This is a genomic window from Bacillus sp. FSL K6-1003 (assembly GCF_037964945.1).
GTDB lineage: Bacteria > Bacillota > Bacilli > Bacillales > Bacillaceae > Bacillus > Bacillus mojavensis.
This window is the reverse complement of the sequence record NZ_CP150176.1, coordinates 3,737,566-3,753,786: the sequence shown is the minus strand read 5'-3', so window position 1 is coordinate 3,753,786 and position 16,221 is coordinate 3,737,566. Positions and strand designations below refer to the sequence as shown.

General features: G+C 45.3%; 19 protein-coding genes. 11 read left to right on the top strand and 8 right to left on the bottom strand.

All coding sequences use genetic code 11. The features are described from left to right. Nucleotides 1-47: 47 nt before the first annotated feature. Nucleotides 48-725, top strand: a complete 678-nt coding sequence (locus NSU16_RS19150; RefSeq protein WP_339191735.1) for a DUF2711 family protein — start codon at nt 48-50, stop codon at nt 723-725. A gap of 38 nt (nt 726-763) precedes the next feature. Here NSU16_RS19150 and glxA read toward each other — a convergent pair whose 3' ends face one another. Beyond that, nucleotides 764-1,144, bottom strand: coding sequence for a glyoxalase GlxA (gene glxA, locus NSU16_RS19145; protein WP_010332375.1), 381 nt, complete (start codon nt 1,142-1,144; stop codon nt 764-766). Nucleotides 1,145-1,265: 121 nt separating this feature from the next. Between glxA and NSU16_RS19140 the strand changes: the two genes are divergently transcribed. Continuing rightward, the gene (locus NSU16_RS19140) at nt 1,266-2,453 is read left to right on the top strand and encodes a class I SAM-dependent rRNA methyltransferase (protein WP_339191734.1); all 1,188 of its coding nucleotides are present in this window, start codon (nt 1,266-1,268) and stop codon (nt 2,451-2,453) included. A gap of 34 nt (nt 2,454-2,487) precedes the next feature. Here the strand turns inward: NSU16_RS19140 and NSU16_RS19135 are convergent, their stop codons facing one another. The 4 genes from NSU16_RS19135 to NSU16_RS19120 all read right to left on the bottom strand — a co-directional run bounded on the left by NSU16_RS19135 (nt 2,488) and on the right by NSU16_RS19120 (nt 5,073). After that, nucleotides 2,488-2,685 carry a YwbE family protein gene (locus NSU16_RS19135; protein WP_010332373.1) on the bottom strand — a complete coding sequence of 66 codons (198 nt, stop codon included), beginning with the start codon at nt 2,683-2,685 and terminating at the stop codon, nt 2,488-2,490. Nucleotides 2,686-2,719: 34 nt separating this feature from the next. Then, nucleotides 2,720-3,922: a major facilitator superfamily domain-containing protein 6 gene (locus NSU16_RS19130; protein ID WP_339191733.1), complete on the bottom strand. Its 1,203-nt coding sequence runs from the start codon at nt 3,920-3,922 to the stop codon at nt 2,720-2,722. Nucleotides 3,923-4,027: 105 nt separating this feature from the next. Then, on the bottom strand, nt 4,028-4,705 hold the full coding sequence (locus tag NSU16_RS19125; RefSeq protein ID WP_010332371.1) for a CidB/LrgB family autolysis modulator: 678 nt from the start codon (nt 4,703-4,705) through the stop codon (nt 4,028-4,030). Next, nucleotides 4,687-5,073 carry a CidA/LrgA family holin-like protein gene (locus tag NSU16_RS19120; protein ID WP_003227375.1) on the bottom strand — a complete coding sequence of 129 codons (387 nt, stop codon included), beginning with the start codon at nt 5,071-5,073 and terminating at the stop codon, nt 4,687-4,689. Before NSU16_RS19120 ends, NSU16_RS19125 begins: the two co-directional genes overlap by 19 nt. Nucleotides 5,074-5,178: 105 nt before the next feature. On the opposite strand from NSU16_RS19120, the gene NSU16_RS19115 reads away from it, so the two are divergent. The 7 genes from NSU16_RS19115 (at nt 5,179) to NSU16_RS19085 (ending at nt 12,293) form a co-directional block, all read left to right on the top strand. Next, nucleotides 5,179-6,087: a LysR family transcriptional regulator gene (locus tag NSU16_RS19115; protein ID WP_268444687.1), complete on the top strand. Its 909-nt coding sequence runs from the start codon at nt 5,179-5,181 to the stop codon at nt 6,085-6,087. Nucleotides 6,088-6,094: 7 nt separating this feature from the next. Further along, complete coding sequence (gene thiM / locus NSU16_RS19110) at nt 6,095-6,913, top strand: hydroxyethylthiazole kinase (protein ID WP_339191732.1); 819 nt, start codon at nt 6,095-6,097, stop codon at nt 6,911-6,913. Further along, on the top strand, nt 6,910-7,578 hold the full coding sequence (gene thiE, locus NSU16_RS19105; RefSeq protein WP_168749060.1) for a thiamine phosphate synthase: 669 nt from the start codon (nt 6,910-6,912) through the stop codon (nt 7,576-7,578). Before thiM ends, thiE begins: the two co-directional genes overlap by 4 nt. A 155-nt stretch (nt 7,579-7,733) precedes the next feature. Continuing rightward, nucleotides 7,734-9,179 (top strand): FTR1 family protein, encoded by a 1,446-nt coding sequence (locus tag NSU16_RS19100; RefSeq protein ID WP_168749059.1) that lies wholly within the window; start codon nt 7,734-7,736, stop codon nt 9,177-9,179. Beyond that, nucleotides 9,176-10,333, top strand: a complete 1,158-nt coding sequence (gene efeO, locus NSU16_RS19095; RefSeq protein ID WP_168749058.1) for an iron uptake system protein EfeO — start codon at nt 9,176-9,178, stop codon at nt 10,331-10,333. The genes NSU16_RS19100 and efeO overlap by 4 nt, the downstream gene beginning before the upstream one ends. Nucleotides 10,334-10,351: 18 nt before the next feature. Continuing rightward, on the top strand, nt 10,352-11,602 hold the full coding sequence (gene efeB / locus NSU16_RS19090; RefSeq protein ID WP_168749057.1) for an iron uptake transporter deferrochelatase/peroxidase subunit: 1,251 nt from the start codon (nt 10,352-10,354) through the stop codon (nt 11,600-11,602). An 88-nt stretch (nt 11,603-11,690) separates the two neighbouring features. Further along, on the top strand, nt 11,691-12,293 hold the full coding sequence (locus NSU16_RS19085) for a DsbA family protein (RefSeq protein WP_168749056.1): 603 nt from the start codon (nt 11,691-11,693) through the stop codon (nt 12,291-12,293). Nucleotides 12,294-12,337: 44 nt separating this feature from the next. Here the strand turns inward: NSU16_RS19085 and NSU16_RS19080 are convergent, their stop codons facing one another. The 3 genes from NSU16_RS19080 to NSU16_RS19070 all read right to left on the bottom strand — a co-directional run bounded on the left by NSU16_RS19080 (nt 12,338) and on the right by NSU16_RS19070 (nt 14,771). Further along, nucleotides 12,338-13,879: a cation acetate symporter gene (locus NSU16_RS19080; RefSeq protein WP_168749055.1), complete on the bottom strand. Its 1,542-nt coding sequence runs from the start codon at nt 13,877-13,879 to the stop codon at nt 12,338-12,340. Continuing rightward, nucleotides 13,876-14,190, bottom strand: coding sequence for a DUF485 domain-containing protein (locus NSU16_RS19075; RefSeq protein ID WP_339178826.1), 315 nt, complete (start codon nt 14,188-14,190; stop codon nt 13,876-13,878). The genes NSU16_RS19080 and NSU16_RS19075 overlap by 4 nt, the downstream gene beginning before the upstream one ends. A gap of 422 nt (nt 14,191-14,612) precedes the next feature. Continuing rightward, a complete protein-coding gene (locus NSU16_RS19070) occupies nt 14,613-14,771 on the bottom strand; it encodes an anti-repressor SinI family protein (protein WP_010332361.1) in 159 nt (52 codons plus the stop codon). A 352-nt stretch (nt 14,772-15,123) separates the two neighbouring features. Here NSU16_RS19070 and NSU16_RS19065 point away from each other — a divergent pair, with 352 nt between their 5' ends. Further along, nucleotides 15,124-15,795 carry a helix-turn-helix domain-containing protein gene (locus NSU16_RS19065; protein ID WP_229148540.1) on the top strand — a complete coding sequence of 224 codons (672 nt, stop codon included), beginning with the start codon at nt 15,124-15,126 and terminating at the stop codon, nt 15,793-15,795. Nucleotides 15,796-15,812: 17 nt separating this feature from the next. Continuing rightward, nucleotides 15,813-16,196 carry a GtrA family protein gene (locus NSU16_RS19060; RefSeq protein WP_010332359.1) on the top strand — a complete coding sequence of 128 codons (384 nt, stop codon included), beginning with the start codon at nt 15,813-15,815 and terminating at the stop codon, nt 16,194-16,196. Nucleotides 16,197-16,221 lie beyond the last annotated feature (25 nt).

Genomic DNA, 16,221 nt, shown 5'->3' with positions numbered 1-16,221 from the left:
CTTCTTTCAACTATAGGTGAATGTTAGAATATGTAAAGGAGGTACGCATGCTAGAATACATATGGTTAGATGACGAATCACCAATCTTAAAACAACTACCAGTTGAATATACATCAGCTGCTATTTTATGTTCTCCTTTTATTCAAATGCCTGAAGGGTGGGAAAAAGCTAAGAGAAAAAATGAATATGAGCATATTTATCCAAATGATCAAGAAGTAAGGGAAAAAGGAAAAGCAGTTACATGGAAAGATATCATGTCTTCATGCGGATTCCAAACACATGCAGAGCTGGGGCTGGCTTTGAAGACATCGATATTTGCTTTAAGGGATGAGTACGCGAGAGAGGATTTAGCTGAACGTTTACATGCGAACTTAAAAGGAGATCTCTTTTATCCTAGTGAGGACCATATTTCAAATTTTCATATTCCCGGTTTGGTAAAAGTGCTTCGTTGCAACGGGTCCAATCGGTTTTATTACTCAGAACCAACTGTGGAAAACAGCGGCTTTCTGGACACAACTGAGGCTAACTTGCGGATGGTTCTTGATGAAGCCGCCGCAGAGCTCATATTAACTGATGAGAAAATGGATTTTGTGTTTATGAGTGTATACGACTCATTCATAAATGTTTTTCTTGCGAAAGATGAAAAGATTCATGACATGGTTCAAGGTATGGGCTGGGAAGCCATGTTTTGCGATGAGTCAACGTATATCAGTTGGTATAGATAAACAAAGAACGTACATGAAAAATGTACGTTCTTTGATTTTTACCGCTGAAAGAACTCAATCCACTCGCCGTCAGGGCCTTCGATATAAAAATAACGATACCCGTTTGGAAGTGTTGTGATCTCTTCGTCGATAAATTTCGCATTCATTCTTTCCGCTTTTGTATATTCGGCCGCGATGTCATCAGTCAGCAGGGCAATGTGATGCACTTTACCTTCGGCGGGAAGCTCGCTGCTGTAGCCTTGAATCAATTCGATTTCTGTTTCCGGGCCATCTTCAAAGCCAAGAAAAGCAAGCTCGATAATACCGTTCGTATGAGTGATGCGGTCTTTCAATTTCATGCCGAGAACCTCTTCATAAAATGAAATAGACGCGTTAATATCTCTTACCATAATGCCTGTATGGTCAATTCGTTTTGCCATGCTGTTCCTCCTAGAAACTCTTTTTGTCTATCGTAGAAAAACCTTTCCTTTCTGTCAATGCAGACATCTTGGCGTTTTGTGGTACGATAAGAAAAAGCAAACAGAAAGAGGACGAACATATATGAAGCTACTCACCCTAAAGAAAGCACACGCTGCAAAAATCAAAAAAGGCTATCCGCTCATCGAAAAGGAAGCCCTCACCGGCAGTGCGGGGCACGTCAAAGAAGGCGACCTCATTGATGTCATGTCTGAAAGCGGCGAGTTTCTCGCAAGGGGCTATTACGGCCTGCAAAACAAAGGGGTCGGCTGGACGCTCACACGCAATAAAAATGAACATATCGACCAAACATTCTTCCTCAGCAAATTAACAAAAGCGGTACAAGCGCGTGCAAGTCTTTTCGCGGCGCCTGATACAACGGCTTTCCGACTCTTTAACGGGGAGGGCGACGGCATCGGCGGCGTCACTGTTGATTATTATGACGGGTACCTGCTGCTCCAATGGTACAGCAAAGGCATTTACACCTTTAAAGAAACGCTGATTGCCGCTCTGGATGAACTGGATATTGAATATAAAGCGATTTACGAAAAGAAACGCTTCGATACGGCTGGACAATATGTCGAGGATGATGACTTCGTGAAGGGGGAAAGAGGCGAGTTCCCGATCATCATTCAAGAAAACGGGATACAATACGCGGTTGATTTAAACGAAGGCGCTATGACAGGCATCTTTTTAGATCAAAGACATGTGCGCAAAGCGATCAGAGACCGCTATGCCAGTGGAAAACACGTCTTAAACACTTTTTCTTATACAGGTGCGTTCTCAGTGGCGGCAGCGCTTGGCGGAGCGGAGAAAACAACAAGCGTGGACGTGGCAAATCGAAGCCTGGCCAAAACGATCGAGCAATTCAGCGTGAACAAGCTGGATTACGAGGCGCACGATATTAAAGTGATGGATGTTTTTAAATACTTCTCATATGCGGCGAAAAAGGATCTGCGCTTTGATCTGATTGTTCTCGACCCGCCATCCTTTGCCCGCACAAAAAAACGCACCTTCAGCGCGGCCAAGGATTATAAAAATCTGCTGAAGGAAACGATCGCCATTACAGCCGACAAGGGCATCATTGTCGCCTCTACAAACAGCAGCGCCTTCGGAATGAAGAAATTCAAAGGCTTTATCGATGCCGCGTTCAAAGAAACAAATGAAAGCTATACGATTATAGAGGAATTTACATTGCCGGAGGACTTCAAAACGATATCGGCATATCCAGAAGGCAATTACTTAAAAGTTGTCTTTCTGCAGAAAAAATAAAAAGAGAAAAGCTGCCCGGTTCAGGGGCAGCTTTTTATGTAGAAATGATCTGCTGGACGCGTCCGATTCGGCCATCCTCAAGACGGACTTTAATGCCGTGCGGATGATAGCTAGATTTCGTTAAAATATCCTTCACTGTGCCTCGCGTCAGTTTTCCTGTTTTTTGATCCGCTTTCAATACAATATCGACCTGCAATCCTTTAGAAATGCTGCTCCGTTCTTGCCCGTTCATAGCACACTTCCTTCCTTTTTATTCATTATAGTCGTTATGGTTTAAAAGTAACAGCCGTCTGATGAAGCGAATGTTTATTTTTTTCTGCTTTTATTAAATATAATGTCAGCCCTGCGCCTGCTATGCTAAGAATGGCGAAGAGCAGATAGACTGCGAAAATGGAAACGTAGTCAAAAATGTATCCGCCAACAAACGTACAGAACCAGTTGCCGAATCCGTTGCCGATGGCGGCGTACATGGTTAGCGCTGTCGCCTCCACGTGGCTTGGGGTAATTTTTTTGACGTATTGCAGCGCCGCCGGAATAAATAAACCAATGGAAACGCCCTGGAGACATACCGTCGCATAAATAATCCATAACGAAGGCTCTGTGAAGTAAAGCATCCACCTGAATAATGAAACGCCGCCTGACAGCATAATGACAGTGAGCAATCCCATTTTATCTATGAATTTCTGAGCAAACCTCATAAACGGAATCTCTGAGATCACTCCGATAAAAAATAAAAGGCCAATGGCGGAAAGAGACGCGCCGCTTTTGTCGAGAAACAGACTGAAGTATGTATTGTTCGCTAAATTTGGTGCAAATGACGTAAAGGTGATGATCATAAAGATGAGGAAAGGTTTGTTGCTGATCAGCTCCCGGAACCCTTTGCGGATATTGATCTTTGTTTTGGTTTTCTGCTGTCCCGGCATTTGTGAGGCCAATATGGCTGCCATGCACAGAAAGGCACAGCCAAAGATAAAAATGACGTGAATGGGGTACAGCTGATTCGTCACCTGTCCCATGACAAACACCGCAATGCCGAAGCCGAGAGAACCAAACAGGCGGATTCCGCCGTAGTTTCCGTTTGTTAGTTGTGTGTAGCGTAAAGAAATGCTGTCTGACAATGGAATGATAGTGCTCTGAAAGGCTGCAAAACAGGCCGCAACCAGAATAAACAGCGGAAAGCTTTCAAATAAGATATAGCCGAGCCCGATTACACCCGTTACTGATGTGCAAACCGCAAGCAGGCTTTTTGTTTTTTGCGTATAATCGCTCAGCATACCCCAAAACGGCTGGAAAAAGATCATCACAATCGGGCCGAGTGACATAATCAAGCCGACTTGTGAGCCGCTTACATGCTGTTCCTTTGTTAAATACATGCTGAGCAGCGGAATGATACTGCCTGTGCCCAGGAAAGCAAACAAATAAAATCCTTTTAACGCTGTGTAGTGCCGTTTCACCTGCAAGTTGTGCATGGGGGTGCCTCCTTTGGTATCCACAAATTACATTATATTGTAATTTTTCAGCTTTTCAATGGAAGGAGACATAAAAAAAACTGCCCTTGCCAGGACAGTTTTTTCTTACATAAATGAAAGTAAAAACGGCGCCGCGCAAAGCGTCATAATCGCAGCTAAGATCATCGACACACTTGAAATCGTGCCGGACACAGAGCTGAGCTCAAATGCTTTAGATGTGCCCGCTCCATGTGCGCTTGTGCCGAGAAGCACGCCCCGCGCAATTTCGTTATCAATGCGGAAATAGCGGATGACTATCGGGCCGATGACAGTGCCGAACAAAGCGGTCAAAATGACAAATATGGCTGTGACCGCAGGCATTCCGCCGATCATTTCAGATACGTTCATGGCGATCGGCGTTGTCACTGATCTTGGAACGAGGCTGTCAATCAAGCCAGTTCCGAGGTGAAGCCATTTCGCAATAAGAGCTGTAGAAATAATCGCGATGCATGAGCCGAAGGCGACGTTCAAAATAATTTCCACTGCGTATTTCTTTAAAACAGGGAAATATTTATAAAGCGGGATCGCAAATGCCACGGTAGCCGGCTGAAGCATATCGGTCAGCACTTCACCGCCGAGATTATATGTCTCGTACGGGACATTCACCAGCAGCAGCAGACCGACTAACACAGCGGGCGTCACCAATAGCGGCGACGTATAGACTCGCGGAAAACGCGAATATACTTTTTTTGCTCCTAAATACACCAAAACCGTTAATAACAAACTTACAATTCCGATGAACACGTATGTTTTTTCTCCTTTCTTTTTGCAATAAGTTGTGTAAGCGTTCCTGTGGACACCATCACGACAAACGTGCTGATGATGACAACAAGCAAAATGCTGACACCGAATTTTGACATAATGTCTCCGTATTCAATCACTCCGACGGCAGACGGGATAAAAAATAAAAGCAGCTCCCCAAGAAGCCACGCCGCGCCAAGCTCTATCCATTCAAGCTTGATGATGTTAAAGTGTAATAATGTGAAAAGAATCACAATCCCAATTATACTGCCGGGAATATTTATATGAAGAAGGGCTGTCACCCAATTGATCAGCCGAGCGAATATAAATAACAGAGCGATTTGAATAACGGTAAGCAACAGTTTTTTCATTTTGATGCCTCCCTTATATTCATATTGTACATGAGGTTACGCTATAGGTAAAATATATATTAAGCATAATAAGTATTCCTTTTGTCTATAGAAAGGGTGAAACAAATGGACATTCGCCATTTAACATATTTTCTGGAGGTCGCCCGTCTGAAAAGTTTTACGAAGGCGTCTCAATCACTTTATGTTTCTCAGCCGACGATATCGAAAATGATCAAAAATTTAGAAGCGGAGCTTGGGATCGAGCTTTTTTACCGAAATGGCAGGCAGGTGGAGCTGACGGACGCCGGCCATAGCATGTATGTGCAGGCGCAGGAAATTATTAAATCATTTCAAAACCTGACATCCGAGTTAAATGATATTATGGAGGTCAAGAAAGGGCATGTGCGAATCGGGCTGCCGCCGATGATCGGATCAGGATTTTTCCCGCGAGTGCTCGGCGATTTTCGGGAAAATTATCCGAATGTGACCTTTCAGCTCGTTGAGGATGGCTCTATCAAAGTCCAAGAAGGCGTTGGAGACGGTTCTCTTGACATTGGCGTTGTTGTTCTTCCCGCAAACGAAGACATTTTTCATTCATTTACGATCGTAAAAGAAACATTAATGCTTGTCGTACACCCTTCCCACCGGCTGGCGGGTGAGAAAGAGAGCCGATTACAGGATTTGAAGGAAGAGCCTTTTATTTTCTTCAGGGAGGATTTTGTTCTCCACAATCGAATTATGATGGAATGTATCAAGGCCGGATTCAGACCTCATATCATTTACGAAACCTCACAATGGGATTTTATCAGTGAGATGGTGTCAGCCAACCTGGGGATCGGACTTTTGCCGGAACGCATATGTCTCGGCCTTGACCCGGAAAAGGTCAAAGTCATTCCGCTTGTCGATCCGGTCATCCCTTGGCATCTTGCGATTATATGGAGAAAGGACCGCTATTTGTCCTTTGCGGCAAGAGCCTGGCTTGAACATACGAAATCGTATTTATGGGATCCGAAAAAAAGAGAGAGTAAAGGATGATGCTAACATGGATGCACAATCAGCAGCAAAACGACTAACAGCCGTCCGGAAGCATAGCCCTCTGGTGCACAGCATAACAAACAATGTGGTGACGAATTTTACAGCGAACGGTCTGCTCGCCCTCGGTGCATCACCCGTAATGGCTTATGCGAAAGAAGAGGTCGCCGACATGGCGAAAATCGCGGGCGCGCTCGTTTTAAATATTGGAACGCTAAGCAAGGAAACCATCGAAGCTATGATCATTGCGGGTAAATCAGCGAATGAACATGGCGTACCCGTCATTCTTGATCCCGTGGGGGCTGGTGCCACACCGTTCCGCACTGAATCGGCACGTGAGATTATACGTGAGGTGCGCCTCTCTGCAATCAGAGGAAATGCCGCTGAAATTGCACATACCGTGGGTGTTGAGGATTGGATGATTAAAGGAGTCGATGCCGGTGAAGGCGGAGGCGACACTGTCCGTCTGGCTCAACAGGCGGCGCAAAAACTGAACACGGTCATTGCGATTACTGGGGAAGTCGACGTAATTGCCGACGCATCTAACGTATACACTCTTCATAACGGCCACAAGCTGCTGACGAAGGTGACAGGCGCCGGATGTCTTCTGACTTCAGTAGTCGGTGCGTTTTGTGCAGTGGAAAAAAATCCGTTATTCGCTGCCATCGCTGCGATTTCCTCATATGGTGTTGCGGCTCAGCTTGCCGCGCAGCAGACAGCTGACAAAGGTCCGGGGAGCTTTCAGATTGAATTGCTGAACAAGCTGTCTTCTGTCTCTGAACAAGATGTATCAGAGTTAGCGACAATAGAAAGGGTGACAGTCTCATGACACGTATTTCTCGGGAAATGATGAAAGAGCTATTATCTGTTTACTTTATTATGGGTTCAAACAATACAAAAGCCGATCCTCTGGCAGTTGTACAAAACGCATTAAAAGGCGGTGCCACTCTGTACCAGTTTCGCGAAAAGGGCGAAGGCGCACTGACAGGGGAGGAACGGATTGACTTCGCCGCAAAGGTTCAGGCGGCATGCCGTGAAGCCGGAGTCCCTTTCATTGTCAATGATGATGTGGAGCTGGCACTGAAGCTGAAGGCAGACGGTGTACACATCGGCCAAGAGGATGCGAAAGCAAAAGAGGTACGCGACGCCATTGGCGATATGATCCTTGGCGTGTCCGCCCATACGATGTCTGAGGTAAAGCAAGCCGAGGAAGATGGGGCAGATTATGTCGGTCTCGGGCCGATCTACCCGACGGAAACGAAAAAGGATACAAGAGCTGTGCAGGGTGTGTCTCTCATTGAAGCGGTGAGACGTCAAGGCATCAGCATCCCGATTGTCGGCATCGGCGGTATCACAATAGAAAATGCCGGTCCTGTAATTGAAGCGGGCGCTGACGGTGTCAGTATGATCAGCGCTATCAGTCTGACGGAAGATCCGGAAGAAGCCGCACGCAAATTTTACGATGTTATTCACACATATAAGACCGGCCGATAACCCGATTTTGCTTTCAAGAGGCTGTCCTGTAAAGGGCAGCCTTTTTGCTGTTCTGCCAAGGTTTTCAGACCTTCAAATTTTCATTGACAAAGGGCGGGAACTGGCTATGATTATGATATATAATGATAATCATTTTCAATTATAGGAGGAACATGATGGCTCGGGGGCTGGCACTTATATTACTCAGCTTGTTGATATTTTTCGGTTCAGCGGCGCATGCGGAAAATGATCCAATTGCTTCCCTGCTTGAATTAAACAAGCAAATGATTAAATCAGTACAAGATGGAGATATAGATTCCGCACAGCAAACATTTGAGACCTTCAAATCGGCGTGGAAAAAGGAAGAACCATCTATTAAGAAGGAAAATATTTCTTCCCACAGCAAAATGGACTCGAATATCGCTATGATTTCTCTTTCTTTCATTAATCAAGACGCGAACAAACTCGAAACACAGCTTGAAGAGCTTTCTTCTCACTTAGAAACCTACCAGCAGGCTGTTGTGCTGAAAAAGGCATCCTCGGGTCAATCAAGGACGTCCTTAACAGCCTATATTCAAAGCTTAAAAGAAACAAAACAATTGATAGAAAAAGATCAGCTGGATGAGGCGTCAGCCGCTATCGACAACTTAATCACATCTTGGCTGGCCGTAGAAGGAGACGTCGTATCCCAATCCAAAGAAGCCTATACCACATCGGAGGAAAATCTGGCACTCATAAAGGCTGAAATCGACAGCCATCCCGATCAGGTATTAAAGCAAATTGACGAAATGATTCAATTGCTTGAGCCGATTGCTTCGAGCAGCTACAGCTGGTGGGACGCGGCATTGATCCCAATTCGAGAAGGAATGGAGGCGCTGCTTGTCATCGGGGCGCTTTTGACCATGACAAAAAAAGCCCGTGTCACCCGTTCTTCTGCTTGGATCTGGGGCGGCGCGTCAGCCGGCATGTTTGTTTCCTTAGCAGCCGGAATCGGCGTCACCCTCCTGTTCTCCTCGAAGGTATTCGGAGAAAACAATTTCTTGCTAGGCGGAATCACCGGCGTGCTGTCCGCTGTCATGCTTTTGTATGTCGGGGTGTGGCTGCATAGGAACGCCTCGATGGACAAGTGGAGAGAAAAAATCAATATCCAGAAATCACAGGCGCTGAAAAAACGAAGCCTGCTTTCCTTTGCGCTCATTGCATTTCTGGCAGTCGTGAGGGAGGGGCTCGAAACAGTCATCTTTTTCATCGGCCTTGTTGGAAAGCTCTCTCTCCCTGAGCTGATCGGCGGGACAGCTGCGGGCCTTGTCGTTCTCGTCATTGTCGGTATTCTTATGATAAAGCTCGGAATGCGTATTCCATTGAAACCGTTTTTTCTGCTGTCAATGGCGGTTGTCCTGTATATGTGCGTGAAATTTCTTGGAACAGGCGTTCACAGCCTGCAGCTCGCGGGGATTCTTCCGTCTGACGCAGAAAGCTGGCTTCCGTCTGTATCCGTTCTCGGAATCTACCCGTCCGTGTACAGTACGATTCCGCAATTGCTAATTTTACTATTTTTACTGATTGCGCTTGTCTCAGAAGCGGCAAAACATTTTACAAACGGAAAGGAACTGACAAAATGAATATCACAAAGATTGCTGTAACAGCCGGATGCATCCTTGCACTGTGTGCAGGATGCGGAGCCAATGACACTTCGTCAACTAAAGAAAAAGCTTCTTCTGAAAAAAGCGGAGTAAGCAAAGAGATCACGGCTTCCGTCAATAAAATGGAGAACATGATTTCCGAGCTGAATGAATCAGCAGAAAAAGCCGATCAAAAAGAGATTCAAAAGAAGGGGAAAGAATTAAACAGCTACTGGCTTTCTTTTGAAAATGATATTCGCAGCGACTATCCGTTCGAATACACAGAAATCGAAAAGCACCTTCAGCCTATCTATACAGAGGCGCAAAAAGCCAAACCGGATACAGACAAAATTAAGACAGAATCCGAGTCACTGAAAGCGTCCTTAGAAGACCTGACAGAAGCGAAGAAGAGCAGCAAAAAGGCAAGCGATCAGCTGGCAAAAGCGGCAGATGAATATAAAGAATACGTCAAAGAACAGAGTGATCAGCTTGTGAAGGCGACTGAAGCATTTACAGCTGCCGTGAAGGCCGGCGATATTGAAAAATCAAAGACGTTATATGCGAAAGCGCGCGTCTATTACGAGAGAATTGAACCGATTGCGGAAAGCCTCGGAGATCTTGACCCGAAAATTGATGCCCGTGAAAACGATGTAGAAGAAGGGGACAAGTGGACAGGGTTCCACAAGCTTGAGAAAGCCATTTGGAAGGATAAACATATTTCCGGGGAAAAGGCGACGGCTGACCAGCTTGTCAAGGATGTAAAAGAGCTTGACGGTTTGATTGAATCATTGACATTAACGCCAGAACAAATTGTGGCGGGTGCGATGGAGCTTCTGAACGAAGCAGGTATTTCTAAAATTACGGGTGAAGAGGAGCGCTACTCACGAATCGATTTAGTCGATCTTATGGCAAATGTTGAAGGCTCTGAGGCCGTGTATCAAACTGTGAAAAGCGCGCTCGTAAAAGACCACTCTGACCTGACGGAAAAGCTGGATACCGAATTCAGTGAATTTGAAGTTTTAATGGCAAAATACAAAACAAATGATCAGGCCTATACGTCTTATGATAAATTAAGTGAAGATCAAATCAGAGAGCTGAGCACAAAGCTGACGACTCTTTCTGAAACCATGTCGAAGATTGCGAATGTGCTATAAAAGGAGTTTTGTAACAGCATGAGCGATGAACAAAAAAAGCCAGAACAAATTCACAGACGGGACATTTTAAAATGGGGAGCGATGGCTGGTGCGGCCGTGGCGATTGGCGCCAGCGGTCTCGGCGGTCTTGCTCCGCTTGTTCAGACCGCGGCTAAGTCATCGAAGAAGGACGAAAAAGAGGATGACCAGATTATTCCGTTTTATGGAAAGCATCAGGCCGGAATCACCACTGCCCATCAGTCGTACGTGTATTTTGCCGCGCTTGATGTGACGGCGAAGGAGAAAAGCGATATCATCACGTTATTCAGAAACTGGACCAGCCTGACACACATGCTGACGTCAGGCAAAAAAATGTCGAGCGAACAGAAAAATCAATACCTGCCGCCGCAGGATACAGGTGAATCGGCTGATTTACCGCCTTCCAACTTAACGGTTACATTTGGCTTCGGGCCTGACTTTTTCGAAAAAGATGGGAAGGATCGCTTCGGACTGAAAAGCAAGAAACCGAAACACCTTGCTGCCCTTCCGGCTATGCCGAATGACAATCTCGATGCGAAGCAGGGAGGCGGAGACATCTGCATCCAAGTATGCGCAGATGATGAACAGGTGGCGTTTCACGCGCTGCGAAACCTATTGAATCAAGCGGTGGGCACCTGTGAAGTCCGCCTGATAAACAAAGGCTTTTTAAGCGGAGGCAAAAATGGAGAAACGCCGCGCAATCTATTTGGGTTTAAAGATGGAACAGGAAACCAAAGCACCAAGGATGACACCTTGATGAACTCGATCGTGTGGATTCAGTCCGGCGAGCCTGACTGGATGACCGGGGGAACTTATATGGCTTTTCGGAAAATCAAAATGTTCCTTGAAATTTGGGACCGCTCTTCCCTGAAGGATCAAGAGGATACTTTCGGCCGCAGAAAAAGCTCGGGGGCACCCTTTGGCCAAAAAAAAGAAACAGACCCTGTCAAGCTGAATCAAATCCCGTCAAATTCGCACGTCAGCCTTGCGAAATCTACGGGGAAACAGATTTTGCGAAGAGCCTTTTCTTACACAGAAGGCATTGACTCGAAAACCGGCTATATGGATGCAGGTCTCCTGTTTATCAGCTTTCAAAAAAATCCCGACAATCAGTTCATCCCCATGCTGAAGGCACTTTCGGCAAAGGATGCGTTAAATGAATATACGCAAACGATTGGTTCTGCTTTATATGCAATCCCCGGCGGGTGCAAAAAAGGAGAATATATTGCTCAGCGGTTGCTTGAATCGTAAAGAGAAGCCATGCAGGCTTCTTTTTTAAAAAACAGTTGTAACTTTTATTGTTACAGTTTAAAATCAACCTATACGAAAGGAGACAATCATGACCGTACAGATAAAAGTTTATTCAGATTACGTGTGCCCATTTTGTTTCATTGGAAAAGCCGCTTTTGAAGAGGCGATAAAAGGAAAGGATGTTGAAGTCGAGTGGATGCCGTTTGAATTGCGTCCAAGTCCTTCACCGCAGCTTGATCCTGTAAACGATCCTTCCAAGAAATATATGTGGCAAACCTCGATCAGACCGATGGCGGAGAAATTGGGAGTCGACATCAAATTTCCAAACGTCTCGCCTCACCCTTATACAGACTTGGCTTTTGAAGGCTTTCACTTTGCCAAAGAATACAACAAAGGACATGCATACAATACCCGTGTATTTGCAGCATTTTTCCAAGAGGGCCAAAACATTGGAGAGATTGAAATCTTGACGAAGCTGGCCGAGGAAGTCGGCTTAGACGGAGCATTGTTCAAAGCTGCACTGGAAGCAAGAACATATCAGGATGTGCAGCGGCAAGCTCTGAAGCACGCCTATGAAGAAGCTGACATTACAGCCGTACCAACCTTTGTCATCGGCGACACCGTGATTCCAGGAGCAGCCGGCAAGGAAGTATTTGAAAACGCGATTTCTCAGGAACAACAGAAAACGTAACCTAAGAAAGCTCTCTAAACAAAAATCTGTTTAGAGAGCCTTTTTTAATCCTGATCCATATGAATCCCGGTATGTGCCTTCACCTGTATTTCCGCAAATGTATCTTCATGAGCAGTTTTATCAGAAGACAGAAGCGTTCCAAGCCACGCACCGAGGAAACCTAGCGGAATCGAAATGATGCCCGGATTAGAAAGCGGGATGAGCGGCTCGCCTACAAAAATAGCGCCTCCGGCCGGGTCCCACACACTCGGGCTCATCGACACGAGGACAAGAGCACTGATCAGCCCAGTCAGGCTGCCCCATAATGCGCCTGAGGCATTAAATCTTTTCCAAAACACAGTAAACACAATCAGCGGAAGGTTTGCGCTGGCGGCAACGGCAAATGCCAATGCGACAAGAAATGCGACATTTAAGGATTGTGCAAAAATCGCAAGAATGATAGACAGCACTGACACGGCAATAGATGCCCATCTAGCCGCTTTCATCTGTTCTTTCTCAGTTGCTTCTCCTTTTCTGATAATCTGGCTATAGATATCATGGGCAAACGCTGAAGCGGCAGAAAGCACCAAGCCTGTCACCACTGCCAAAATCGTGGCAAAGGCGATGGCTGATACAAACGCGAACAGGAAATCCCCTCCGAGTGCTTTTGCCAGAAGCGGCGCCGCCATGTTTCCCGCTGGATCGGCCGCTGTAATCGCGTCAAAACCGACAAACGCGGCCGCGCCAAATCCGAGAAATACCGTCATAATGTAAAACACACCGATGATCCACGTTGCTGAAACGACTGATGCCCGGGCAGTTTGGGCATCCTTAACTGTATAAAAGCGAATTAAGATGTGCGGAAGGCCGGCGGTCCCCAGCACAAGTGCCAAATTCAACGACAGGGTTTCAAGCGGGACCTTGTATTTGTTGCCTGGATTTAAAAAATCAGCGCCAAGCGGAGTAGCCGTTTTCATGTGCTCAAACATTGTATTGAGGTTAAAACCGAATTTAGAAAAAACAATGATTGAGATGACGAGGGTGCCGGCCATCAGCAAAACGGCTTTAATAATCTGAACCCAGCTCGTCGCGATCATTCCGCCGAACACGACATAAATGGTCATGAGCACTCCGACAATCAGAACGGCCACGGTATAATCGAGCCCAAGCAGCAGTTTAATCAGCGCCCCTGCTCCCACGAGCTGAGCGATCATATAAAAGGTAGAGATGGCGATGGTATTGAGAGCGGCGACACCGCGGATCTTCTTTTCTTTAAAACGCGCCGCAATCATGTCCGCCATCGTATACTTTCCGAGATTCCGAAGCGGCTCCGCCACGATATAGAGGACAACGAGATAAGCGACAAGAAAACCGATGCTGTAAAAAAATCCATCGAAGCCATATAATGCAATCATTCCGGCAATGCCGAGGAACGATGCGGCAGACATGTAGTCGCCGGCAATTGCCAGTCCATTCTGAACACCGGTGAGCCCGCCGCCGGCCGTATAAAACTCACTCGTCGTTTTCGTCTGTTTCGCGGCAAAATACGTAATCACAAGCGTTAGTCCGACAATCGCTACAAATAACAGAAACGCTGTCAGGTTCATGTCTGTTCACCCTTTAGCTCTTCTTTTAAAGCGTTTACAAATTGGTCGTAACGAGCTGCCTTTCGGGAATACACCGTACTGAGTGTCCAGGTCATAGCGAATTGAGCGATGGCAAACAGCCAAGCCCATGAAACAGCACCGACTGCCGGAGTATTCAAAAAGGTGAAATAAGACGTTAAAACAGGGAGTGAAAAATAAAAGACAAAAAAGAAAATCGCAGTTGGAACAACAAAGGCCTGTTTCTGCTTCAAAAAGGCTTGAAAAGACGGAGATCCAGCAATCTTTTGGTAATCAGCTTGCGATCTGTACATGGCTTTCCTCCTTATTATCCTGCTGAAAAATAAGCATAAAGGTACACCAATAGGTATGTACAGAAAGTCTGATTTATTCTTCGGGATCATAAAGGGGATGAAAAAAGCAGGAAACGTGAAGATTAGACGCGGGGGTTATAAAACGGGCGAAGGTTTTCCAGCTGTTTGCTTTCAAAACCTCACCAAATGCAGCTTATGCAAAGCTGCCCTTTTTTCTAAAGTCCGGTTTTATGCTCGCATCACCTCTTTATGACAATGCATGTGCCAAGAGGTGACCGCATCACCAGCTGTCTGTCATATTTTAGGCTGAAACACCGTTTGTCCTCAAAATCCCACAGTATATAAGCTATCGAATAGAGGAAATGGTGAAAACTCAGATCAGATGATAGAAAAGCCAGAGGTAAAAGATCCGCCTGTCCGGATTAGTCTTGGCGGACGGCCTTTTTGTGATTGGTTTTTCTCATCGCTGTTTCAGATTCTAAAAACTGCCTCACATCATGAATGCCCAATCCAATGGATCTAGCTTCTTGAATCAACATATGCCAATCTTTGTCCAAATCTTTTTTAACTTGAGTTTTCATAGTAACCTCCAATTGTATAAAATGTTTTCCTGCAACATCCAGGCAATAAAAGGCAAGCCGGTGTGATGATGAGGCGAGTACAACAAATTTCACACATAGTTGCTCGGTGTTCACAAACTGAAGGAAGAATCACCTACCTATTCCCTAAAAAAATGACTAATATAACCAATGGGCCTTATTTATAATAATAAACAATTAAATACTGACTGGATAGTATGTAAATGAAAATAAATCGTATTGCCTATTAAATATGACCCCTCCACAACCGAATAGCATACCTTTGGAAAGAAATAAATACCGCAAAAGATTGATCCGGTGTAAGATAAGGGTAATCATACGGCTGGAGAAAAATATGAAAAAAAACAAATTTCAAATTAAAAGAGAGCAAACATTTGAAAGGTTTATAGAGGCTGGCCTGAATTTATTGATTGACCGAGCATATGACCCTGTGTCTGTGGAAGAAATCAGCAGAGCTGCCGGGTACAGTAAAGGCGCATTTTATGTTCATTTTGACAACATGGAAGACTTCCTGCAGCATATCTTCGAAAATCATCAAATGAAAAAACAGATTATCATCGGCTACCTGGATGAAATCGAGCGGACATCTGCGAAACCGCTGACTCTTCATGACGCTGCAAAACATGCCGCAGAGCTGCTGTATTCTTACTACAAAAATAAACCATCGTGGGACATCACCTCGTTTGCAATGAATATGCCGACCTTTAAAGTTGTCCAAAAATGCAAGGCTTATGTGGGGCTGTACGAATTGTGGGTGGAAGAAAATACGTCATATATTAATTGGCTGAAGGAGAGAAAGCTGGTTGACGACAGTATTGATCCGGAATATACGGCTAAAATAATATGTGCGGTGCTTGACGGAATCATCAAACAATCGCGTGTATTGGGCCATCCGGCCACATTCCGCAGCTTTTTTGACGCGCTTTCCGTTTTTGTTTCTTTTAACCGCGAATACGCAAAGCTAAGAAATTTGAAAAGTTTTTCAGAAAGCGAGGAACATCAGTGAAGTATAGAGAATTGATTATGTATATCATTATGGGGGTTTTCACGACAATCGTGAATATCGCCAGCTTTTATATATTGGTAGAGATCATGAATGTGGATTATAAAGCTGCAACAGTAGCTGCTTGGATTTTGTCTGTGCTGTTTGCTTACATAACAAATAAAATATATGTGTTTCAGCAGAAAACAGATGACCTGCAAAGCCTGCTGAAAGAGCTCACTGCCTTTTTCAGCGTCCGGGTGCTGTCCCTCGGAATAGACCTTGGCATGATGATCCTCCTTGTGGGACAGTTCCATACCAATGAAACGCTGGCCAAAATACTCGATAATGCGGTGATTGTTGTCGTCAACTATGTCGCAAGCAAATGGCTCGTCTTTAAAAAGACAAAAGAAGAAGGGGTATGACAGGGGCGGCAGCATATGATCTTCC